The sequence below is a fragment of the Phormidium tenue FACHB-1052 genome, assembly GCF_014696675.1.
Classification (GTDB): domain Bacteria; phylum Cyanobacteriota; class Cyanobacteriia; order Phormidesmidales; family Phormidesmidaceae; genus Nodosilinea; species Nodosilinea tenuis_A.
This window is the reverse complement of sequence record NZ_JACJQN010000008.1, coordinates 225,239-248,526: the sequence shown is the minus strand read 5'-3', so window position 1 is coordinate 248,526 and position 23,288 is coordinate 225,239. Positions and strand designations below refer to the sequence as shown.

The window sequence follows — 23,288 nt, the reverse complement described above, 5'->3', positions numbered from 1 at the left end:
CCAGGGGCAATCTGTGGCTGAGGTCCTGGAGGTGCTGATGCCTGCTTAGACTCGATAACTCTGCCCCGAAGTAGCCCTTCAGGCTAACCTTCCAAGTCGTGTCAGGAACCCGTTTGCGGCCTCTAACCTGTGACTTGCCCAAGCCCATGGTGCCGATTCTCAATCGTCCGATCGCCGAACACATTGTCAATCTGCTCAAGCGCCACGGCATCGATGAGGTGATTGCTACCCTCTTTTACCTGCCCGATGTGATGCGCAACTACTTTAGCGATGGCCGCGATTTTGGCGTGCAGATGACCTACGCCGTCGAAGAAGACCAGCCCCTGGGCACGGCGGGCTGCGTCAAGAATATTGCCGACCTGCTCACCGAGACGTTTGTGGTGATTAGCGGCGACAGTGTCACTGACTTTGACCTCACAGCGGCGATCGCCTTTCACCGGCAAAAGGGCGCTAAGGCCACCCTGGTGCTGACTCGAGTGCCCAACCCGATCGAATTTGGCGTAGTGATTGCCGACGAAGATGGGCTCATCAAGCGGTTCCTAGAAAAACCCTCTGCCAGCGAAATTTTTTCTGACACGGTCAATACCGGCACCTACATTCTCGAACCCGAAGTGCTCGACTACCTGCCCAACAACGAAGAGTCTGACTTCTCTAAAGATCTGTTTCCCCTGCTGTTGGAGAAGGGGGAACCCATGTACGGCTACGTGGCCAGCGGCTACTGGTGTGACGTCGGCCACCTGGAGGCCTACCGAGAGGCCCAGTACGATGCCCTACACCGCAAAGTGCTGGTCAATTATGCATACCCTGAGACATCTCCCGGCGTGTGGATCGGTGACAATACCCAGATAGATCCAACGGTTCAGATTCAGCCGCCGGTGATGATTGGCAACAACTGCCGCATCGGTGCCCGCACGGTGCTCGAACCAGGCACCGTGATCGGTGACAACGTCACCATTGGCTGCGATGCCGACCTCAAGCGACCGATCGTTTGGAATGGCGCGATCGTGGGCGATGAGGTGCACCTGCGGGCCTGCACCATTGCCCGGGGAGCGCGGGTTGACCGCCGCTCCCACGTGCTGGAGGGGGCGGTGATCGGGCCGTTGTCTTCGGTGGGCGAAGAGGCGCAAATTAGCCCCGGCGTGCGAGTCTGGCCGAGCAAGCAAATCGAGTCAGGTGCAACGTTGAACATCAACTTGATCTGGGGCAACACGGCGCAGCGCAATCTGTTTGGCCAGCGGGGAGTGGCCGGGCTGGCGAATATTGACATCACCCCTGAGTTTGCGGTCAAGCTAGGGGCGGCCTACGGGTCAACCCTCAAACCCGGCTCCCAGGTCACGGTGTCGCGCGATCAGCGCAGCATTTCGCGCATGGTGTCGCGATCGCTGATCGCGGGCCTGATGTCTGTTGGCATCAACATCCAAAACTTAGAGGCGACGGCCATTCCGGTGGCCCGCAGCATGCTGGCGGCGATGGGCGTCGCCGGAGGAATTCACGTGCGGCTACACCCCGATCGCCCCGACTACGTGCTGATCGAATTCTTTGACGAGAAAGGCATCGATATCCCTAAGAGCAAAGAGAAGAAAATCGAGGGTGCCTACTTCAAGGAAGATTTGCGGCGATCGCCCGTTCACGAAATCGGCACTGTCACCAACCCCACCGATGTGGTCTCCACCTACACCACCGCCTTTGAGAAGCACCTCAACGTCCAGGCCGTGACCAACAGCCAGGCCAAGGTGGTGATCGACTATCTCTACGCCGTGGCCGGGGCGGTGCTGCCGCAGATTCTCGGCAAGTTTGACTGCGACGCAGTGGTGCTCAACGCCAGCCTGCGCCAGGTGGCCCTCTCCAACGACGAGCGTGAGGTGATGCTCAGCCAGCTCGGTCAGGTGGTGCAGGCGCTGCGGGCTACCTTTGGGGCTCAGGTGTCGGCCAATGGCGAACAGCTGATTCTCGTCGATGAGGTGGGCACCCGCATTCGCGGTGAGGTGCTGACCTCGCTGATGGCCCACATGATGCTGACCACCAATCCTCGCGGCACGATTGTGGTGCCGGTGCACACGTCGGGGGCGATCGAACACATCGCCCGCCGCCACGACGGGCGAGTGATTCGCACCAAGGCCAACCCCACCGCCCTGATGGAAGCCTGCCAGAGCAACCCCAACGTGGTGCTGGGCGGCAGCGGCGAAATGGGCTTTATCTTCCCCGAGCTGCACCCCGGCTTCGACGCCATGTTCTGCATTGCCAAACTGATTGAGATTTTGAGTTTGCAGCAGCGATCGCTCGGCCAGATCTGGTCAGACCTGCCCCGCATGGCTTACCGCATGCAAACCCTGCGCTGCCCCTGGACCGTCAAAGGTGCCCTGATGCGCTATCTGGTAGAAGATAATCCGCCCGAGCGTCTAGAGTTGATCGACGGCGTTAAAATCTTAGGTGACAACCCCGACGACTGGGTGCTGGTGCTGCCCGACGCGGGCGAGCCCCTGGTACATATCTACGGCAACAGCCAGAGCCGCGAGTGGCTCGACTGCACCCTGGCCAAATACCAGCAGCACGTGCAAACTTTCATTGAAAAAGAACAGGGGATCAAGGAGCCCATGCCGCTATGAACAATTGCCTGTTAATGGCCGAAATCGTGCAGTCGCCCCAGCTGCGCTACACCTCCGACAATCAAACTCCCGTGGCCGAGTTTGTGGTGCAGTTTCCAGGGTTAAAAGAGGGCGACCCCTCCTCGCAGATGAAAGTCGTCGGCTGGGGCAACCTAGCCCAAGACATTCAGGCCCAGTACCAGGCGGGCCAGCGAGTGCTGCTAGAAGGCCGCCTGGCGATGAACGTGGTCGATAGCCCCCAAGGCTACAAAGAAAAACAGGTCGAAATGACCGTGCAGCGCATCTATGCGGTAGGCGATCTCAACACCATGCCCATGGCCCCCCCGGCTGCCACAGCGGTGCCCGTGGCCACCCCCAGCCCGGCAGCCTCTCGCCCAGCGGCCTCCCGTCCGGCAGCCCCGGCAGCCCCGGCGGCCCCGGCAACCCCAACCCCGGCGGCCCCCGCCCCCAGCTACGACGACATTCCCTTCTGATCAACATAAAAGATCAATTGTAAAGTTGGCGAGCAAAGACAAAGGGCCAAAGTACTGATATACCGTCAGTTCAGGCTTAAGAAAGACGTCTACAGAGTGTAAAGCTGTAGACGTCTTTTTTCGGCAAAGATCTTGGGTATACTTTTTTGTAAAGTTAGCGCCTAAAGCCGCCACGGGCGAAGGTTTGACGAGAAATTCACACAATTAGATTTTTGTCATAATTTAGGGTTTTCCCTATGCACGTTGAGACCATTGCTCATCCATCCGGTGACCAACTGCCAATCTTGTTAGATGGAGATGGTTTGCCAGTTCCCAGTCCCAATGAATTTGTCCTGTCTCGACGCAACCTAGCGACCAATACACTTGTCCGTGATCTAAGAATTTTACAGATTCTATACCGGTGGCTTGACCAGCATGGCGTTGACCTTGAAGAACGAATCAAAACAGCGCAAGGGTTTTCCGAAGCCGAGATCCGGGGCTCTCTAGTTGAGAAGCTAAGACGTGACCAAACTAAAAACCGTAACGTCACAAAAATTGCTGTTTGTCCAGATACGTTTAATCTACGCCTAACGACTTTAGGTCAGTACATCGGTTGGTTGTTTGACGTACATATAGCCACTTTGCCACTGAATGACTTCAAATACGAAAGGCTAGTGGAACAGAAGACGAGGATCTTAAAATGGCTGAATAATTCTTCGATTAATGCTCCACCTAGCAATAAGAGCGGGCAAAAAGGATTGTCTGAGCAACAGTCTAGCTATCTAGTTAGTTGTCTAGACCCTGATAATCCTGATGCTATTGGACGAAATCCGGCAGTTAGATTTCGTAACTATGTATCGGTCATGATTATGCTGAACTACGGCCTCAGGCCGGGGGAATTACTTTCCTTGAGAGTTGAGGACATTGAATTTGGCGGAATTTCTGGCATACGAGTAACGAGGAGACCACCTGACCCGCAAGACAAACGTCGCCCCAGACCTAGTATCAAGCGTAACGGTAGAGTTTTGCCTATTGATAATCCTGCCTTCTCAAGACGGTTGGACGAATACATCATGAAGTGGAGAGAGATTCTTGAAACTAAGTCTGAAGAGTCTTCAGAGTATTTGATCATTAGCGATGAAGGTGCTCCTCTTTCGCAATCAAGTTTGACTCAGTTATTTGAAGACCTACGGGAGAGGTTTCCAGACAGTTTGCCGTCTAACCTTACCCCCCGGGCCCTTCGCCATACATTCTCTTGCCGGATGGAAGCAACATTACGAAACAATGGAATGGACGAAGAACGGCGTAGGCAAGCCCTTGCTTGGGTTAGAGGCGATAGTAGTCTTGAATCTCAGAATGTTTATATCGCGCAGGAAATTGAGGAACAGGCTCGTATTGCTCTCGAAAAATATCACCGCAGTTTGTTAGGGGAAGCTCTTTAAAGCCCTATGAGACAAGGTTGAAGAGACTGTCAGTCAAGGTGAGAAGCTGACTACCTAACAGATATGAGTGAAAGGACTGAAACTTCGTATCGGGGTGGGGAACGGCGGGCTGACATGAGAGTATCCCTGAGAGCTGATTTCTAAAGAAAACCTAAAATCAATAGGGCGATAGAGGATAGGGTTTTTAGGCTAGATTTGTTGCCCAGTTTCAGAATTATGAGCAAGCTTCCCACCGTCACCAACCCTACCCGCGAACTCTACCCTAGCGACATGAGCGATGCGGAATGGGCTCTGATTGAACCCAAGTTGCCTGCTCCAAAGGGCTTTGGACGCCCTCGGGAAGTTAATTTCAGAGAGATCCTCAACGCGATCTTTTATGTGCAAAGCAGTGTTTGTCAATGGGAAATGCTCCCCCACGACTTTCCCCCACACAGCACGGTGTATAAGTACTTCCGCAAATGGCAACGCAAAGGCATTTGGCAAACCTTGCACGACGACCTGCGGAAAGACCTCCGGGAAGGGATGAATCGAGATCCAGACTCTAGCGTCGCTATCGCTGACTCGCAATCCGTGAAAACGACGGAAAAAAGGGGGAGGTCTACGGCTTCGATGGTGGCAAGAAGGTTAAGGGTCGTAAACGCCATATCGTCGTCGATTCCCAAGGATTTGTCCTCGGAGTGCTGGTGACTGAGGCCAACATGTCGGAACGCTTAGGGGCCGTCGTGGTCTTTGATGCTGTCCGTGACCGACTCTCAAGGTTAGAGGTGGTTTGTGTAGACCAGGGCTACTCTGGAGAGAACTTTGCACGAGCCATTCGTGAGGTTTGCGGTGAGCAGGTACGGGTTGAGGTAATTAAACGAACTTCCAAGACGTTTGAGGTTCTCCCAAAGCGATGGATTGTCGAGCGGACGTTTGGCTGGTTGAATCGCTATCGAAGATTGAGTAAAGATTACGAGGTCTATACAGAGCTCAGTGAAGCGATGATTTATGGTGCACTCATCCGACTCATGTTGAAGCGGGCGGTGGCTTAAGATTTCGTTTAGAAATTAGCTCTGAAATGTTGTAATTTCAGAGCTACTCTCATGTCGATCGCCACCTGTCTCTATGATCAAGTGCTGTCATTATTGCGTCAATATAGTAAAGGACGGGATCTGGGCGACTTGAAAGGGGTTTAACCTTGGTGTACAGCAACACGTTTAGCCTGCCGAAGTGGAAAGCCTACGTCTTTAGTGGATCGCATCAGCTTTGGTCGGCAAGTGCGGCGGTTGGCCTCTTCCACGGAGCTAAAACCATGATGGTAGGCGCTTGAGGTGCTGTACTCGGTTTACTGGGCAGACAGCTTTGATGCTGAGCGATTGGAGTCGAGGCTAGCTGAAACGATCGCCTTCTTCACCCAAAATGCTCTGAAAGACTCAGAGCTACACCTGCATCTTGAAGAATTGAGTCAGGGTAATGAAAGGGTTGTCTCCCCGCTTCAGCGCTGCCCCTAGCCAGCGCTGAAGCGGGGAGGAAGTAAGCTCTTCGGAATCCTCGAACCCGCCGCTGGTTAGGCTGCCCGATCGCACCCTGTCCGATCGTCTCCGATTGCTGGCCATGGCAACCCTGATGTGGTGACAATATTCCGGCTATGCTCGACCAGAAGAGTGTTCAAGGCTGCTGTGGGGGCAGTCCTAGATGAGGTGAGGTGAATTAACTAATCAAATCATGTCTTCAGAGCAGGCATAAGGCTGCTTTTAGCTTTGAAATTGAAAGGGGGGGGAGGGTGACCTGTGCTAGATTCCTATTTTTGGGATAGCGCGGTTAGGTTAGGGGAATATTTACGCTATCAACAAGCTAAATCTGCCCTTACCTCTTTTGATGAGAATGATATTGGGCATCCTAACTTATATGCCAAGTCCTATCTTGTCATTTGCTAATGCGACTGTTGCGATACTGACCGCAGAGGGTAAGCCACCGCATTGTAGAGAGATAACCTAGCGAGCCCTGACTCAGGGGCTGATTCAGACTGATAGCAAAGTCCCTGAAGCAACGCTGAATGCCATTTTGGCGGTGAATATTAAGTTGAGAGTCCAAAGCCATATAGTTGATCTGTTAGAGCCGGATGTTGATGCCTTTGTGCAAATACTTAATGAAGATACTTCTTAGTTTTATACCAGCAGGTAATCTTACTGATTTCGGGAGTATTACTTAAAAGTAACAAGTAGGGTTTCACCCTACTCCGCATCTCTAAACTTAAACCTTTAATTTTTATAACGCCTAAAGAGAACGTTCTATGCTGTCATCCGTCTTCGATACCTGTGTTCCGAGAGACGAGATTCGTGCCGGTGACCTTTCCCTCGATCTGTTCGCAGCCAAGCTCCGGCCCGTGGTGGAGGGCAAAGCTCCGCAGATTTACCAGAAACCCGCAGTTTTTCTGGCCAACACCTTTCCGACCGATGGCCTGAAAACCCTAATTACCGAGGTCTTTGGACGGCTCACCGGACGGTTGATCGGCTCCCCAGTCATTCGGTTAGAGACCAGCTTTGGGGGCGGCAAAACCCACGACGAGATTGCCCTGTGGCATATGGCTAAGCAGGGGCGGCAGATCGATGGGCTGAACCGCTTTGTAGACGATATTTCGCTGATTCCAGACCGCCCAATCCAGGTCGCGGCGGTAGATGGGCGAGATTTAGACCCAGAGGCGGGGGTGTACCACCCAGACACCGGTATCACCACTTATACCCTCTGGGGTGAGATTGCCTACCAAATCGGCGGCATTGAAGGCTACCAACTACTGCGAGGGGCAGACGAAAACCGCATCAGCCCCGGCACCTCGGTGATTGATCGCCTAATTGGCCAAGAACCAACGCTGATTATTCTGGATGAGATTGCGCGTCACCTGCGGGCGGCCAAGGCCAAAACCGTAGGGCAGAGCACCCTGGCTGAGCAGGTGGTCGCTTTTCTGTTCTCGCTGATGGATCAGGCGGCCTCCTGCAACAACCTGGTGTTTGTCTATTCCCTAGCCTCGGAGTCCGACACCTTTGCTAAAGAAACGGCGGAGATTCAGCAGGAGCTAATTCGGGCCTCGGCGCGACAGGAACGGGTGCTCAGCCCCAGTACCGACATTGAGGTGTACAACATTGTGCGCCAGCGGCTGTTTGCCAGCATCAGCGCTGAGGCGGCGGAGAAAGCCGCTGAGGAATATCTGCAAGCCTTTCGGGCGAGTCGGGTGAACCTACCTGATGGCTGTAAAGATGCGACCTACGCTAGGGCGATCGCCAACAGCTACCCCTTCCACCCCGAGCTGTTTAACCTGCTGACCAAAAAGATTGCCTCTATCCCCGAGTTCCAGCGCACGCGGGGAGCCCTGCGCCTATTTGCCCGGCTGGTGCGCTACCTGTGGCAGCACCAGGATATGCGCATGCCGATGATTCATCCTCACCACTTGCCGGTGGGGCTAGAAGATGAAATTACCAATGATCTGACCTCACGGCTCCAGCGGCCCCTGATGCGTCTGCCGATCGGGGCCGATATCTACAACCCCAATGGCCGCGAGGCTCACGCGCAGCTACAAGACCAGGAATGGATCAGTGCCGGTAAACCACCGTTCTCCACCTGGGTGGGCCGCACAATTTTCTTGCACTCTCTCACCCAGGGCATTTCGTCGGGCATTCGCCGCACCGAGCTGAACCTGTCGCTGCTGACTCCAGGGGTGGACATTAGCTTTGTAGACCGTGCCCTGGAGCGGCTGAGCGGTGTGGCCTGGTATCTCGATGTAGACCCCATCACCTCCGTGGCCCGGTTCAAAGAAGAACCCTCGATTAACAAAATCATTGCTGAGGAGAAAGAGCAGGTCGGTGTCACCGAGGCCAAAGAAGAACTCCGCACCCGGCGCGATACCATCTTTGCCACCAAGTTCTTTCAGCTGGTGACTGGCCCGGAGGGTGCCCACGATGTGGACGATGACCCCAATACCATTGCCCTGTGCATCATCGACTTTAACGAGGCGAAGATCGGCAGCTCCACCGACGGCCCACCCCCGCTGATTGAGCAAATTTTTAACAACACAGGCGAGTCGGGTAAGTTTCGCACCTTCCGCAATCGGCTGCTGTTTTTGCTGGCCAACGAGCAGGAGCTAGACCGGGCGATCGACATCACCCGCGAGTTTAAGGCGGTGCGGGCTATCCTGCGCAGTCAGAACCGCATGGACGACCTCTCCCAGAGCCAGCAGGATCAAATCAAACAAAAGGAGGGGGAATTAGATTTGGCGGTGCGGGTGGCCTTGACTAACGCCTACCGCCACTTGTTCTACCCGGCTAATGACTCGGTGAAAGCAGCCAAGGGGTTGATGCACTACCCTTTGCCTGCCCAGGATGCCAGCACTGTCAAGGGCAACCGCAACCAGCAGGATGTAGTGCTGAAGGCGCTGAAGGACTGCGGCAAGGTGCGGGGCGAAGATGCCGCCCCCTACGCTCCTGCTTACTTACTGCAAAAGGTTTGGCCCACGGGGCTCGACCACTGGACAACCAAGAGCCTGCGGGAGCAGTTTGCCAAGGACTTGGCCCTGAACATGCTGCTCGATGCAGAGGTGTCTAAGCTGCGGGACACGATCCGTAAGGGCTTAACCGAGGGCCAGTGGGATCTCAAGGTGGGCGAGCAGCTTTACATCAAAACCGATGGGGCTGGGGTGGGGACGCCTACCACCATCGAGTTTTCTGAGCGGGCAGAGCTTTACCGGCGGGGACTGCTGAAGCCCCCGGAACCGAAGGTGGTGGAGCTGAGTGCTCAGCTGTTGGCTGGCGGTGGTGATGAGCGAACGGTGCAGGTGCGCTGGCGAGCTAAAGAAGCACTGAAGGTCAGCCTGTACCAGGATGGTAGCCTGGTGGGCGACCAGTTTTTGCCCTCGGATGAGTACCAGGGGCAGATCGCCAAGACGGCCCAGTTTAGGGTGGTGGCCGACTACGGCACCGGGGAAATGGGCGAGGCGGTGGAGACGGTGGTGCTGTACCCACCGGGGGGCAGCAAGCCCCCTAATTGGAAAGATGGGGATGGTACCTATCCACCTGTAATTCCCCCTCTTCTCCAAAAGCCTACCGAAAACGACTTCGAGGGTAGCCCCAACAAGATCTTCAACGACCTAGCGGATTGGCTGAGGGATTACCAGCCGCAGGCGATCGCCGCTCTAGACTTCTCGGTGAGCGATGTGACGGACTACCGCAAGATGGGCACAACCCTGCCCCTGCTGGCCCGCTACCCGGTGGAGATTCAGCAGTTTGTGACGGTGCAAACGGGGCAGCAGTTTGTGCGGCTAGAGTACCAAGGCGATGTGCGCGGGTTCCAGAGCTTCTTTAGCACGCTGAATGGCATGCTGAACCTGCCGGAAACCCAGGCTAACCTGACGCTGACGGTGAGCTTAAAGCTGGAGGATCCTCTGCCCCCTGATGGGACAGAAATGAAGGGACTCCAGCAGGCGTTGAGCCGTAACCCAGTTGAGCGGATGAATCTGAGAGTCAGAGTAGAATACTAGACTTGACGTCTTCTTCCCTGTTTGTGGGATTCACGACACCATGCAAGAGTTCCAGCTTCGAGTTGTACCCCTGAGCAACAATGACTTTGCCTTGGAGCTTTACCAGTGCGCCTACAAAAAGGCGGGGGAAAAGAAGCGCCCGGCAGCCAAGCGGGTGGGGCGGCTGAAGGGCAAGCCGCTGGTGCAGGCCCGGCAGGCCATCTACCAGGCGCTGAAGGCGAATAACTATGACCCGAAGACCTTGAGCTACAAGCGGCAGACTCCCTATGTACTCAGTGAGGCGTCAGGGGTGAATTTAGCGCTGCTATTTCAGGCGTTGCAACCGTTGTCGAAGCCGGAGCGGATTGCCAATGTGACAGAGGGCATTGCGGCCATGAGTAATGAGGAGGCGCACTACTGGTTTGGTAAAGTCAGCAATGGCAAGAAGCGCCCGGCATTGAAGGCCATGCGAGTACTTTTAGGAGATTAAATCGCACGGCTTATCGGTTTCGACTTTCTCATCCGTGAATTTTGAAAGTTCTTGCATACTTTCAAGTGTTGTGTAATTTCAATAGCAGGCCCAGATTTACAACAGTAGCTGCAAAGAATATTTCCCTGACCTTGTGACCGTTCTGCCTGGTGGAGAATAGAGTTAGATAGCGATAAAGCATGATCGCGCTGGATGTGTATCCCCAAGTCTCGCGGATAACGTAAAGCTCCCTCACAATGTGGGCATTTAGGCTTAGAAACTTGCTTAAAGCCACTATTGTCTTTCAGCAGCGAAGGGCCGTTGTTTTTAGGCTTCGATAGGTCAGTCTCCTTTTTGCGTGGTTTTTCAATCTTTCTCTTTTTATCAATTTCATCTAGTTTTGACTTGAATCGAATACCATTTGAAGTGGCGGCATAGATATGCCCATAACGTGCTCTAAACTCGCTAGTTGAATAGCCAAGGCAAGTTGCAATTTCTTCCTCACTTGCTCCATAAATGCCAAACTGGCCGAACTTTAAATCCGGAATGCTAGAAGTACCCCATTCAACCTGCCTTCTAAGCATGAGCTTTTGAAGCTCGCTTTTCTCTAAATTTTTGGAGTCAACATTACCCTGTAAAACAACAAACTTATTTTTGTTTAGGTAATACAAATGCCCGTATAGGGTTCTAAATCTCTTGACGCTAAGCTTCATAAATTGAGCAACTTCGATCTCGGTCAGGGTTTTCCTGCCTATCCTTTTAGAGAGCCCAGTAATAACTCCAACTAATATTTCCTGTTGAATCAGATCTTGGTTAAGAACATTGCCTAGGTATTGAGTTAAACGCCTTCTGGTTTGCTCTTCTTTCCAATACTTTGCCCAACAATCATGAACTTCCCATGGCCATCCAATGTTGTCAAAGTAAACACTGTCGCCATTACCGTTGGTGTGGTAGAAGACCTGTTGTCCACAGTGAAATGGACATTTAGTCATATAAGTTTGGGCACTGGATTCACCAACAGCGCTGGCAATACTAGCAATTGTAGTTAAGCCTCCTGTGTAACCTGAGCCGCATTGGTGTCGGCTACTTTCATCCGGCTCCCAAGGTTGCCAACGCCCTGGGGACAACTGCGACATAACAATAGGTTGAGCACAATATTTGCAAAATCTTGGATAAGCCATTGCTGTGAGTTATTTTTATTTATAGAAAAACATCGCTTACTATTAATGAACCCAAATCCCTCAAAAAACAGCAAGTCTCAACTTCTAATACAAAGCCTGCATAGTAATTCCTCTACTGTGCAGGCTCTTAGGTGTAGCTTCGTAATTAATAGCTAGAGTTATCGCCTAGGAACTGAAGTCTCCGCGACGATTCTGCCTTCATGCTCTTCGATCGCCGTATAAACGATCTGCCGTACCTCGTTCAAGAATTCGCGGGCAACCTCTGTCATCACCGTGCCTAGTTCTGGGGCGGCGATGGTGTAAAGCATTTGGATATCTTCAGCCCGTTTGAAGGTGGAGCCTAGGCCAGAGTGGCGAAAGGCGGATTGCCAACGCTTTAAGGGGTCGTTTGCAATACGGGACTCAGCTAAGCGGCGGAGTCTCGTATCTACGCTTTGTTTAATGGCGTTGATAACGGCATCTTCCTCGTCATCGTTTTTGGGCTTTTTCGTCCAATCGGCAGGCTTGCTGAGGAATGTATTTGTGCCTTCGTTAAGGCGGGCCAGTAAGTCGGCGACGGGTTTTAGAGTGTCGTATTCAATATTGAGTTGATCGGCCATACGGCGATTCAGTGCCCAAATTCTTGCCCAGTGCTCTTTAGAAACGCCGTCTAACTTTCCCAGGCCCAGCAAGGCGTCCCATCGCTGACGGAAGTCATTGGTCGCTGACTGCAAAGCATACATTAGGAATGCTGAGTCATAGATAGGGCGAGCCTCGACATGGAGATCTTCCTCGATCGCATCCTGGCAGAAGTCTAGCAACCGCTCTAGTTCGTCTCGGTTGGTTTGCCGTTTTTTACCGACAGCAGCCTCTAAGGAGCGGTCAAGTCCACCGATCATGAAGCACCGCTGGTCGAGGTTGCGCTCAATCGCCCGCACAGTCTTATTGCCAAGAGCATCGCTGAGAGAGTTGAGCCCATTGACCAGAGAGGCCAGCACGTGATCTTGCTTTTCCTTAAAGCCCGGTAGGTTGGCCCCTTTGACTTGGTCAAAGTGGGTAAAGGCGATCGCCAGCTTTTTCTGGTAGCCACTGGCGGCTACAGAGCGAATGACAGATAGGGGAGCAGCCTGCATGGGTTGCTTCGCGTTATCGACTAACAAGATGAGATCCACATCTTTGAAGCGCTCGGTGATGTGGGTGGTTACAGATGTGGCGGAGTCTGGCGTGTGGCCCAAGCCCTGGCCATCCATAAAGATGAGTTTGCGGTCAGTGTCTGCGAAGACAGGGGCAAACGGCCCACTGACGCGCACTCCTTCGACAATGGGGGTCAAGAGGCGGCCAAAGTATTTGGCATAGTTACTGGATAGCTGCCGCACCTTGCCAATGAACTCGTCTCGGTCTTCGCTTTCATAGCTCCACACTTCGGGCCAGCCGCTGCCTCGCTTGCGTAGGTTGCCGCCGGTTAGCCAATCAAAGCGTTTTTGAACCTCATCCATAATGTCGTTGACAAGGTCGCTGAAATCTTCTTGCTGCCAAACGGTATCCCCAAACAGCTCTTCGATGATGTCGGGGTCTTCTTCTTTTAGGTCGATGCCACCTAGGGCCTCCGGGAGTGCCTCTAGTGCTGCCACCGTTATTTGGCGAATGCGCTTTACGTAGCTCTCCAAAGTGGCCTGCATCTGGGCTTTCTCGGCGAGTGTAGGAATGGTGGCTTCGCTGGCTAGGGCATCAGCATCATCTGGGGTATCGTCGTCATCATTCCATTCGTCCTCGTCTTCATCTCCTTCATTGGCTGACTCGTTTATGGCACTGATGTGAGGGTTCCAAAGGCCCAGGGTATAGCCAAGCCGGAAACGTTGTGCGGGGTGGTTTAACAAGCTGTTGACGATCTTGCTGTCATCAGCTTCAGCCTCGCCGTCACTGACTAGGGCTTTGTCTAGTTCTGCTTTGGTTTTTAGGCAAGCTTCCACCAGGCATTCGTGGATGTTGGTACGCACCGAGGCTTCAGAAAAGAAGGTGACCACAGCCCGGTAGGGCGCATCGGCCATGATGATCTCAGTGTCGGCAATGGTGGTTTTAGCCGTCGAAGTCGAGGGGAAACGGTCTTTGTCAGGGTCAGACCCAATCAGGTGGCGCAGGAGTGAGGTTTTGCCAGCGCCAGTAGTACCGACAAACAGCACTTTGGCATACCCTTCTTCAGCGCTGGGTAGAGGCAGGTAGCGTTCTCTCAGCGCCCAGTTGTTACCGGCAACATTTTCAATATCGTCGTAGAACGCTTCGACAATGATGTTTGAAAATTTACGCGCTGCTTCGGGTTGCATGGAGATGCTATGAAAGCTCTCATTGCTGAGGAGTTGGTTCATTTCTGCCACCAGAGCATCAGCTTCGGCTGCGTCAGCAGTGCTTAAGCCACGCCGAATCTTAAGCCCCTGGCCGGTTTTAGGGTCTTTACGGAGTGGGTGCCGAAAATTGATGACGTAGGATGAGCGCCCTTTAGGTAGAGACTTAGAGGCGGTGTAGCGTGGTGCTGACATAGTGCTCCTGGTTGTTCCTGCGATATTGATGTATCAAAACTAACCTATGAATTTCCGGGCGTCAAGTTTTCTGGGAACACTTAGGAACAACAGGGCTTAAGCTTCTTTGTACGGATGCTGAAGAGTTGAGTGGGAAGACTGGTACAGAGGTTATCGTTAACCCACCGCTGTCTACAGAATTCCCATCTATGACCGACCCTAAACCCACTCGCCCTGCTGTGTTCATCGAGAAGATTTTTCCGGTGACGCTGCTGAATAAGCAGGTGTATTACGAGCATGGGGGCAACCCGTTTAAGGGGCTGCATCGGTGGTATTCGCGCAAGCCGCTGTCGTTTAGTCGGGCGAGTGTGTTGGGCTCGCTGCTGCCGGATACGGTGACGATGGAGGAGTTTGAGTATCTGCTGGGGCTAAACCGTCGGGTGGCGGGGCACCCGGATAGCACGACGAAGCTATATAAGACGCCGCCCAGCCCGGAGCGGATTAAGCAGGTGCATGACTTGTGTGAGCAGACGTGGGGCACGCGCACGCCGACGGTGCTGGATGCGTTTGCGGGGGGTGGCAGCATACCGTTTGAGGCGGTGCGGTATGGGTTGAATGTGCTGGCGAGCGATCTGAACCCGGTGGCAGTGGTGACGATGAAGGCGGCGATGGAGTACCCGCTAAAGTTTGGGCCAGATTTGCAGTATGAGATTGACAAGTGGGTGAAGTGGGTTGGCGATGAGGCGGAAAAGCGGTTAGGGGAGTTTTTTCCGTCGCAGGAGGGGGAGACGGTTCAGAATTATTTGTGGGCGCATACGGTGGTGTGTCCGAGTTGTGAGTCGGTGGTGCCGTTGAGTCCGAATTGGTGGCTTGACAAGTCGCCTAATTCAGAAAAAAAACAAAGACTCTGTGCGGCTCGCCCTATTCCTAGACCTAAGCAAAAGAAGGTCGACTTTGAATTATTTTATGGAGCGAAGGGATCTAAAGATTCGATCCAAAACTCTTTAGAATCCTTTTTCCCAGATGATGCATCAACAATTCGAAGGGGAGTTGGAAAATGTCCAAATTGTAAAGTCATAATTGAAGATGAGGTAATCAAATCTCAAGCTCAGACAGATGGTTTAGGTCATCAGCTCTATGCTCTCGCTGTCAAGAAAAGCGATCAGAAGATCAGTTTTAGAGTCGCAAGTGCATTAGATATTGAGGGTGTCGAGAAAGCTTTTAATTATTTGCAAAGAAATATTGAAGCACTTGAATCTAAAAATTTCATTCCCAGAGAAAGAGGAGAAAACAAAGGTTTTTTTGCCTGTGATGCTGACAGAGTATACAAATATGGAGTCAGGGAATACTCGCAATATTTTAATCCAAGGCAATTGTTGGCATTAATTTTTTATTCCAAAATTATTTTGGAAGCAGGAGGAATGATTCTTGAAAAGCATGATTTCGTTTTAGCTCAAGCGATCTTAACTTACTTGAGTTTAGTGCTTGACCGCTGTGCAGATATGAATAGTCGCCTGACACATTGGAGTTCGCGTTTACGAACTAACTATGAAACGACTTCTCAACACGCATTCAATTTGATGTGGAGTTATGGAGAAGAAGGTATACCAAGATTGTGGAATCGATGTTCAAGTACTGTATCGGCATATTCACAGCTTTGTGATTTATTGAACGTGCCTAGCAAGGATAAGCTAGATATTTATGGCAGAGAAAATCATTCAATAAAAGTGAATTTGTCATCAGCTGATAATTTATTTGAGATTGCCAGTAAATCTGTTGATTTGGTTGTGACTGATCCACCTTACTATTCAACCATTCAGTATGGTGAGCTTTCAGATTTCTTTTATGTATGGATGAAAAGAGTTTTATCTCCTGTTTTTCCAAATATTTTTTGGGCAGAATTGACCGATAAAGCCCAAGAAGCTATCGCTAATCCATCACGATTTGTCGGTATGGGTACTTCTCCAGAAGAACTCGCCAACCGTGACTACGAAGCCAAAATGGCCCTCGCCTTTGCCGAATACTACCGAGTCCTCCGCGACGACGGCGTCATGACCGTCCAGTTCAACCACAAAGACTCCGGTGCCTGGGACGTGCTCGCCAAATCCCTCATCGATGCAGGCTTTGAAATCACCGCCAGTTGGGCCGTCAGCACCGAGAACCCACAAAACCTGCACCAGGCCCAGAAAAACTCCGTCTCCAGCACCGTGCTGCTCGTCTGCCGCAAGCGCGACCCCAACACAGGTTCTGCCTGGTGGGATGAAGTCAGGATCGAGTTAAGCAATACCGTTATCGCAAGAGCCCCTGAACTTGAAGAAGCCCTCCAATCAGGCAAGGAGCAGCAAGCTCACGAAGGTGTCGGTATCGACCTCTACCTCAGTGCCTTTGGCCCCGCCCTCAACGTCTTTAGCCGTGCCTGGCCCGTGCTCGACAGCTCCGGCGTTGAAATGCGCCCCGAAGTCGCCTTTTGGGAAGCTCGTAAGGCGATCGCCAACTACCGCTTCCGCAAATTGCTCGAAGCCGACACCGCCGGGTTCGACCCCCTCACCCAGTGGTACATTCTCGCCTGGGATGCCTTCCGCGCCCGCGAGTTCCCCTTCGATGAAGCGCGACAGCTCGCCCTCGCCGTGGGCGGCTTCAACGTTCGAGACTTGGATAAAACCTACAAGCTGCTCGACTCTGCCAGCGGCACCTGCAAACTGCTCACCCCACAGCAGCGCCTCAAAAAACGCGCTTTCTCCACCAATCCCGACGAGTTTACCGCCGCCGCCTTAGTCGATGGACTCCACGCCATCATCGCCCTCTACCTCGAAGAACAAAGCATCGACCCCGTCCGCCGCTTCCTCAAAACTACCGGCCTACTCAGCAACGACCTCTTCATGCGCGCCTGGGAAGTAGCCCTCAAGGCGATTCCCCACATCGGCGACGAACGCAAACGCATGGTGGAAGAGAAGGCGCTGGCAGACCTGTGGCTGGCCATGGACGAGATTCAGGCCAAGGTGCTCTACACACAGCCAGAGCTACCGTTAGAAGAAGGCCAGATGGGTTTGTTCTAAATTAGAGGAGCCCAAGCCTCTCGCAGTTCCAGAAGCGTGCTTGCCGCCCCCCCAAGAAGCCTCCAGGCTCCTGCATAGGACAATTATTTACATTTCTTAATGAATTTTGATTGCCTTCTGGCTTGGTTCCCCTTGAAGGGGAAACGCTACCTATAGCGTTTAGATTATCTCTATACCCCTTGATGCAGATGGCTGTGGTAGAAGGAAACAGGTCCAAATTATGAGCCGCTTAAGAAGGATACTTAAGTGTGTTCCCAAAAAGGGAGCAATGCATTAGATTCTATTTAGGGAACAATGTGTTATCAAGGGAGGGATAAGCCAATGAAGACCGTATGCGTGTCATCGCCCGGAAAACTCTAACTCAATTTTGGGCCAGTAGCCCCAAGTACGCTGACGCCCGCGCTCCTCTTGAAGCCTGGTACCACGAGGTCAAGCGAGCTGACTGGTCTCATCCAGCAGATATTAAAGAGCAGTATCGCAGTGCCAGCATTTTGAAGTCTGGGCGAGTAGTTTTTAACATTGCAGGCAATAAATATAGATTGGTCGTTCAAATCAATTTCCCAAGGCAGATTGTCTATATCTGTTTTGTGGGCACGCACAAACAATACGATCAGATTGACGTTGAAACAATATGGCTCAATCCACCATAAAACCTATTAAAACTGAGGCAGACTACGAGGCGGCACTAGAGCGTATTAGCACCCTTATGGATGTTGCCCCAAATACTCCTGAGGCCGACGAGCTAGATGTGTTGGCTACTCTGGTAGAGGTATACGAAGATCAACACTACCCTATCAACTTTCCAGATCCACTCTCAGCTATTACGTTTCGGATGGAGCAGTCTGGCCTAACTCAGCGAGACTTGGTTCCCTATTTGGGCAGTCGTTCTAAGGTTTCTGAGGTGCTAGCTGGAAAACGCTCTCTGACCCTCAGCATGATTCGCGCTCTCCATAGCCATTTGGGGATTCCAGCTGAGGTGCTTTTGCAAGAGCCGAGTGCTACCCTTCCAGAAACCCCTGAGGATATTGATTGGTCTCAGTATCCAGTGAAAGAAATGGCCAAGAAAGGGTGGATTGAGCAGGGAGCAGATATCGTTGACCATGCCGAAGAAATTATCCGAGACCTAATTCAACGGGCGGGCGGATACGATACGGCTTTCAAAATGTTTTGCCGGAAAAATGATGGCGCTCGCAGAAATGCCAAAATGGATCCCTATGCTTTACAGGCTTGGGGATTACAGGTATTAGCGATTGCTAACCAAACGCCATTACCAGCGAAATATAAGCCTGGCAGTATCACGGATGAATTTATTCAAGAAATGGTTCGGCTCAGTTGGGCAGAGTCAGGGCCACGCTTAGCTAAAGAGTATTTAGCCAATCATGGTATTCATCTAGTCTATCTACCCCACCTACAACGCACTCATCTTGATGGAGCAGCGTTAAGGCTACCGGATGGTACCCCCACCATTGGTCTAACCCTACGCCACGATCGCCTTGATAACTTTTGGTTCTCTCTCTGCCATGAGCTAGCTCACCAGCAGCTGCATTTAGAGGGAAATAATACAGACTATGCAATTTTTGATGATTTGAGTACTGATCCCAGTGAAGAAGATCAGAAAGAGATAGAAGCTGATGAAAAAGCGAAAAATGTACTAATCTCTCCAGAAATCTGGCAGCATGCTCGCTTATTGGATCGACCTTCGTCATCTGCTGTTGTTGCCCTAGCCCAGCAGTTACGAATCAATCCCGCAATTATTGCTGGCCGAATTCGTAAGGAAACTGGCAACTACCGCATTTTGACTCACTATGTGGGGAATAACCAGGTGAGAGTTTGCTTTGAGTAGTCCAAATAGGATTGCTGTAGAAGCTTCTCACAGAACGGAAAACCTATTATGAATCGAGAAAGGCTTGAGATTCTCAAAGAGCTATCAGATCTGTTAGAGAAAGATAGGATAACAAAAGACGAATATGAGGTCGAGAAAAAGAACCTATTACGACCAACTGGATGGGGATGGGACTTTATCCAAAGACTAACTTTTGGATGCAGAGCTATCTCACCTCAGATTGTAATATTGGTTTTAGTTCTACTATTTTATAATCCTGTCAAACGCCTTATCAACAATGCTAGTGAGGTTGGCTTCGGTGACGTTTTTGCTGTCAAGGTCGAACAAGCCTTAAGGATTGGCAACCCAGATTTAGCCAAAAAAGTTAGCAGTCTTTCTAGAGAAGAGTTGTTTACACTTCTCAACTCCGGAGCCGGTTCATATAGTTTGTCGTATAAAGATAATGCGAAACGAGAGATTTCTTTGGCTAACCGATTTGATAATTATGTAACTCTCCAACAAAAAGGTTTGGTTGACTCTGATAAAGATTTGGCAGAAATTGGTGCGCTACTGAAATCTAAGAAGGCTATTCGAGAAGAAACTATATACGATTCAACCTTAGGCTCTTATGGACAAAAATATTACTCCTTGGATATCTTTTCTGAAGAGGAATTAATCCGAATAGAGACACTGTCAGCCAGTCTGTCTGAAAGTGGCAAGCTGGTTTACTCATTGGTGGTTGATGTAGCTAGTGACGAGATTACTAAGCTCCAATAAAAGCTGCTGTGCTAGGTGACAATCCATCCTAACGGTAACCTGATGACTCATGTACTACAGGACTATCCCTGGAAGATTAGCTATGCCAGCGACACTAGCAACCCCGTCGCCGATTTCTACATCCCCGCCCTAGAACGCTCCACCCAATACGATCGCAAATCCGGCTTCTTCAACAGCGCCATCCTCAGCCAGGTCGCTGGGGGGCTGGGGGCCTTCCTCCACAACGAGGGCCGCATCCGCCTGATCATGAGCTGCCACCTCAGCAAAACCGACCTCCAGGCCATTCAGCAGGGCTACACCCTCCGCGATGCCGTCGCCGCCCGCCTCGACGCCAACCTCACCCCACCCCAAAACTTCGCCCAGCTCAAACGCCTCGAAATTCTCAGCTGGCTAATTCAGAGCGATCGCCTCGACATCCGCATTGCCATTCCCCTGCGCCACGACGGGCAACCCCTCGACCCCGACGAGGCCATCAACACCCATTACATCTACCACGAGAAAGTCTGCCTCTTCACCGACGCCGACGGCAACCAGATCGCCACCACCGGCTCCAACAACGAGTCCAGCGGCGGCTGGAACTTCAATGTCGAATCGTTCCATGTCTTCTGCTCCTGGGAGGGCGATCGCGACCTGGCCCGCGTACAGGAAGAAACCCTGCGCTTCGAGCAGCACTGGTATAACCAGATCCCCAGCGTCCGCGTGTTCGAGGTGCCCGAAGCCGTCAAGCGCAAGCTGATCCGCTACGCCCCACCCCAAAAGCCCCTCTGGAACGCCGACGACGAATTCAACCAGCGCCCTCTCACAAAGCAAGAGCGAGAGCAGCTAGAAATACCTGACCCAGAGCCTGTTCAGGAGGATGAGCCAGAGGCCCAGATCGATGAAGCCACCTTGGCTAGGGAACGGGAGATGTTTCGGGCGATCGCCAATATCCACCAAGACCCCGGCTGCCTGAGCGCCTGCCTTAATTCCATCCCCATCCAGCCCTGGCCCCACCAGATCAAAATCCTCAAACGCGCCGCCGCCGAATTTCCTCGCAGCTTTCTAATCGCCGATGAGGTGGGCCTAGGCAAGACCATCGAGACCGGGCTAATCCTCCGCTACCTGCTAGTGTCCCAAAAGGTGAAGCGCGTTCTCGTCCTGGCTCCCGCCAGCGTGCAGCCTCAGTGGCACGAAGAACTGCGCGAAAAGTTCAACCTCCACTTCTGGAGCTACACCCAGGGCGAGTTCAAAGATCCCTACGGTCAAACCACCCAGCCCACCGGCAACCCCTGGAATAGCCAAAACCTGATCCTCGCCTCCAGCCACCTGGTACGCCGCCGTGAGCGGATGCAAGAACTGCTCGATGCCGAACCCTGGGATCTAGTCATTCTCGATGAGGCCCACCACGCCCGCCGCAAATCGCCCCAAGCCCGCAAAGATACCCCCAACCGCCTGCTGCAACTACTGGAGCAGCTGCGCGACAAAACCAAAGCGCTGATTTTGCTGTCGGCCACGCCGATGCAAATTGACCCCATCGAAGTCTTTGACCTGCTGCATGTGCTGGGGCTAAAGGGCCACTGGGCCTATGGCGACACCTTCTGTGATTACTTCTCATCGCTAGAGAGCAAACCCGATCGCCACCTGCTCAACTTCTGGCAAACCATGTCTGCCGACTACTTTGCCCGTGGCAGCCAGCCCTGCCCCCGCCTCCAGCAGCACCTCCACCAGCAAGACCGCATGCTGGCCAGCCAAGTCGAAGATGTCTGGCGAGGCCGCATCAAGATCATCAACGAGCGCCTCTACTTGCAAGACGAGGCCTTTATTGCCGCCTCCCTGCAATTCCTCTCCACCAATACTCCCCTCAAAGACATGATGTTCCGCCACACGCGGGATACCCTGCGGGAGTACTACCGCCTTGGCCTGCTGGAAAAAGACGTGCCCCGCCGTGAGGTGTGCGACAACGCCATCACCCTCGAACCCACCCGCGAAGCCGACCTCTACCGCCAGGTGAGCGACTACGTGCGCCACTTCTATCGCCTAGCTCAAAAGGAACAGCGCAAAGCCCTGGGCTTTTTGATGACCCTGTACCGCAAGCGGCTGACCAGCTCCTTCTATGCCATCCAACAATCCCTCCAGCGACGGCTCGATTCTCTGCTTACCCAGCAGGGCAGCGGCCTCACCGCTGATGACCTAGCGGATCTGGATGATGCCGACGATGCGGTGATCGAAGGGCTAGAGGGCTATATGGAGCCCGTAGACCCCAGGGAGATCGAACACCTAGAAGCCCTGCTGCGGCAGTTTGGGAACACCGGAGAAGACACCAAGCTGGCCCACTTCATCGCCACCCTGCGGCAGGAGTTGGTGAACCGAGAAAGTGCGATCGCCTTCACCCAGTACACCGACACTATGGATTTTCTGCGCGAGCAACTGCGAGAACTCTACGGCAACCAGGTGGCCTGCTACTCGGGGCGCGGCGGGGAACTGTGGCGCGATGGCCAGTGGGCGGTGGTGCCCAAGGAGCTGATCAAAACCCGGTTTCGCGATGGTGAAATCAAAATCCTGCTCTGCACGGAATCCGCCAGCGAGGGGCTGAACCTGCAAACCTGCGGCGTGCTGTTTAACTACGACCTGCCCTGGAACCCCATGCGGGTGGAGCAGCGCATTGGCCGCATTGACCGCATTGGCCAGCGCTACCCCACCGTCACCATCCACAACTTCTACTACGACGGTACGGTGGAAGCGAAGGTGTATAAGAAATTGCGCGATCGCATTGGGGCTTTTGAATCTGTGGTTGGCAACCTCCAGCCCATCCTGGCCCAGGTGCCCACTTTCATCGAACGGGCCACCATGAGTGTCGATGCTGAAGAAGAAGACGTGCTGCTCTCTGAGTTTGACACCGTTCTATCGGCTCCACCCCAGAGGCCAGCCCTCGATGACATGGTGAAGCGCGATGTCGAAGCCGACCTGCAAGAGATTCGGCGACCGCTGCCTCCCTCTGCAATCAGCCCCGAGGTTGTAGAGGCGACGTTCACTCAGTCGAACATCCTTAAAGCAAAAGGAATTCAATTTACCCAGTTAGATCAAGGTTTCTGGGAACTGGATTACGAGAGGCAAGTCTACCGGGTGACCTTCAAGCCAACAATTTTTGAAGAAACGTCATCTCTACGACTACTGCTCTGGGGAGATCCCCTGTTTGAGGAAATACTGACAGTAGCGGTGTCTTCTTAATAAGAGTGCTGGTACCACTCAACCAATAGTGTTCTACAACAGCTACAGCATCTATCCTCCGAAGCACCGAAGTTTTGAGCTTGGATTCGCACTAAAGGTTGAAATGATACTTCTCCCAGTCGACTACCACAGTCACTATGCCAGTCATAGTTCCTAACTTACCTGGTGTTAGATGGTTTCGCCCCTTAAACCGCCCAATTAATAGCTTAGGCTTTCTCTCGTAGGGTCTACTACAAACAACCATGACTGAATAGCTGCACTAACCGTCACTTGTACTCCTTGGATACCTCTTAGAGCAC

The 23,288-nt window shown here is 52.6% G+C and carries 14 protein-coding genes; 11 read left to right on the top strand and 3 right to left on the bottom strand.

What is annotated here, in order from left to right:
• Window positions 1-98 precede the first annotated feature (98 nt).
• The 4 genes from H6G07_RS13205 (at window position 99) to H6G07_RS13190 (ending at window position 5,531) form a co-directional block, all read left to right on the top strand.
• Window positions 99-2,606, top strand: a complete 2,508-nt coding sequence (locus tag H6G07_RS13205; protein WP_073608443.1) for a mannose-1-phosphate guanyltransferase — start codon at window positions 99-101, stop codon at window positions 2,604-2,606.
• A complete protein-coding gene (locus H6G07_RS13200) occupies window positions 2,603-3,079 on the top strand; it encodes a single-stranded DNA-binding protein (protein ID WP_073608444.1) in 477 nt (158 codons plus the stop codon). Before H6G07_RS13205 ends, H6G07_RS13200 begins: the two co-directional genes overlap by 4 nt.
• Window positions 3,080-3,315: 236 nt before the next feature.
• Window positions 3,316-4,500 carry a tyrosine-type recombinase/integrase gene (locus tag H6G07_RS13195; RefSeq protein ID WP_073608445.1) on the top strand — a complete coding sequence of 395 codons (1,185 nt, stop codon included), beginning with the start codon at window positions 3,316-3,318 and terminating at the stop codon, window positions 4,498-4,500.
• Between the two features lie 216 nt (window positions 4,501-4,716).
• A protein-coding gene (locus H6G07_RS13190) for an IS5 family transposase (RefSeq protein ID WP_199312064.1) occupies window positions 4,717-5,531 on the top strand; the annotation gives its coding sequence in 2 pieces (ribosomal slippage) (window positions 4,717-5,077 and window positions 5,077-5,531; 816 coding nt in all).
• A 387-nt stretch (window positions 5,532-5,918) separates the two neighbouring features.
• On the opposite strand, the gene H6G07_RS13185 is transcribed toward H6G07_RS13190, so the two are convergent.
• Complete coding sequence (locus H6G07_RS13185) at window positions 5,919-6,095, bottom strand: hypothetical protein (RefSeq protein ID WP_171973008.1); 177 nt, start codon at window positions 6,093-6,095, stop codon at window positions 5,919-5,921.
• A gap of 677 nt (window positions 6,096-6,772) precedes the next feature.
• Between H6G07_RS13185 and H6G07_RS13180 the strand changes: the two genes are divergently transcribed.
• Together H6G07_RS13180 and H6G07_RS13175 are read left to right on the top strand one after the other, a co-directional pair.
• On the top strand, window positions 6,773-10,006 hold the full coding sequence (locus tag H6G07_RS13180; protein ID WP_073608448.1) for an ATP-binding protein: 3,234 nt from the start codon (window positions 6,773-6,775) through the stop codon (window positions 10,004-10,006).
• Between the two features lie 40 nt (window positions 10,007-10,046).
• Window positions 10,047-10,475 carry a DUF7680 family protein gene (locus H6G07_RS13175; protein WP_073608449.1) on the top strand — a complete coding sequence of 143 codons (429 nt, stop codon included), beginning with the start codon at window positions 10,047-10,049 and terminating at the stop codon, window positions 10,473-10,475.
• Here H6G07_RS13175 and H6G07_RS13170 read toward each other — a convergent pair.
• Window positions 10,472-11,590: a hypothetical protein gene (locus H6G07_RS13170; RefSeq protein WP_139297027.1), complete on the bottom strand. Its 1,119-nt coding sequence runs from the start codon at window positions 11,588-11,590 to the stop codon at window positions 10,472-10,474. The genes H6G07_RS13175 and H6G07_RS13170 overlap by 4 nt on opposite strands.
• Before the next feature lie 203 nt (window positions 11,591-11,793).
• Window positions 11,794-14,148, bottom strand: coding sequence for a Rab family GTPase (locus H6G07_RS13165; RefSeq protein ID WP_073608451.1), 2,355 nt, complete (start codon window positions 14,146-14,148; stop codon window positions 11,794-11,796).
• Window positions 14,149-14,336: 188 nt separating this feature from the next.
• Here H6G07_RS13165 and H6G07_RS13160 point away from each other — a divergent pair, with 188 nt between their 5' ends.
• The 5 genes from H6G07_RS13160 to H6G07_RS13140 all read left to right on the top strand — a co-directional run bounded on the left by H6G07_RS13160 (window position 14,337) and on the right by H6G07_RS13140 (window position 22,989).
• The gene (locus tag H6G07_RS13160; RefSeq protein ID WP_073608452.1) at window positions 14,337-17,183 is read left to right on the top strand and encodes a DUF1156 domain-containing protein; all 2,847 of its coding nucleotides are present in this window, start codon (window positions 14,337-14,339) and stop codon (window positions 17,181-17,183) included.
• Between the two features lie 332 nt (window positions 17,184-17,515).
• A complete protein-coding gene (locus H6G07_RS13155) occupies window positions 17,516-17,833 on the top strand; it encodes a type II toxin-antitoxin system HigB family toxin (RefSeq protein ID WP_073608453.1) in 318 nt (105 codons plus the stop codon).
• The gene (locus H6G07_RS26700; RefSeq protein ID WP_073608454.1) at window positions 17,815-19,026 is read left to right on the top strand and encodes an ImmA/IrrE family metallo-endopeptidase; all 1,212 of its coding nucleotides are present in this window, start codon (window positions 17,815-17,817) and stop codon (window positions 19,024-19,026) included. Before H6G07_RS13155 ends, H6G07_RS26700 begins: the two co-directional genes overlap by 19 nt.
• A gap of 48 nt (window positions 19,027-19,074) precedes the next feature.
• Window positions 19,075-19,782: a hypothetical protein gene (locus H6G07_RS13145; RefSeq protein WP_073608455.1), complete on the top strand. Its 708-nt coding sequence runs from the start codon at window positions 19,075-19,077 to the stop codon at window positions 19,780-19,782.
• A 42-nt stretch (window positions 19,783-19,824) separates the two neighbouring features.
• Window positions 19,825-22,989 (top strand): helicase-related protein, encoded by a 3,165-nt coding sequence (locus H6G07_RS13140; RefSeq protein WP_073608456.1) that lies wholly within the window; start codon window positions 19,825-19,827, stop codon window positions 22,987-22,989.
• Window positions 22,990-23,288: the final 299 nt, after the last annotated feature.

Bases quoted from the DNA above. Each gene is read 5' to 3' on its own strand.
- H6G07_RS13160 (WP_073608452.1), top strand. From the start codon at position 14,337: ATGACCGACCCTAAACCCACTCGCCCTGCTGTGTTCATCGAGAAGATT.
- H6G07_RS13200 (WP_073608444.1), top strand. From the start codon at position 2,603: ATGAACAATTGCCTGTTAATGGCCGAAATCGTGCAGTCGCCCCAGCTG.
- H6G07_RS13145 (WP_073608455.1), top strand. From the start codon at position 19,075: ATGAATCGAGAAAGGCTTGAGATTCTCAAAGAGCTATCAGATCTGTTA.
- H6G07_RS13140 (WP_073608456.1), top strand. From the start codon at position 19,825: ATGACTCATGTACTACAGGACTATCCCTGGAAGATTAGCTATGCCAGC.
- H6G07_RS13155 (WP_073608453.1), top strand. From the start codon at position 17,516: ATGCGTGTCATCGCCCGGAAAACTCTAACTCAATTTTGGGCCAGTAGC.
- H6G07_RS13165 (WP_073608451.1), bottom strand. From the start codon at position 14,148: ATGTCAGCACCACGCTACACCGCCTCTAAGTCTCTACCTAAAGGGCGC.
- H6G07_RS13180 (WP_073608448.1), top strand. From the start codon at position 6,773: ATGCTGTCATCCGTCTTCGATACCTGTGTTCCGAGAGACGAGATTCGT.
- H6G07_RS13195 (WP_073608445.1), top strand. From the start codon at position 3,316: ATGCACGTTGAGACCATTGCTCATCCATCCGGTGACCAACTGCCAATC.
- H6G07_RS13170 (WP_139297027.1), bottom strand. From the start codon at position 11,590: ATGTCGCAGTTGTCCCCAGGGCGTTGGCAACCTTGGGAGCCGGATGAA.
- H6G07_RS13175 (WP_073608449.1), top strand. From the start codon at position 10,047: ATGCAAGAGTTCCAGCTTCGAGTTGTACCCCTGAGCAACAATGACTTT.
- H6G07_RS13185 (WP_171973008.1), bottom strand. From the start codon at position 6,095: ATGGCCAGCAATCGGAGACGATCGGACAGGGTGCGATCGGGCAGCCTA.
- H6G07_RS26700 (WP_073608454.1), top strand. From the start codon at position 17,815: ATGGCTCAATCCACCATAAAACCTATTAAAACTGAGGCAGACTACGAG.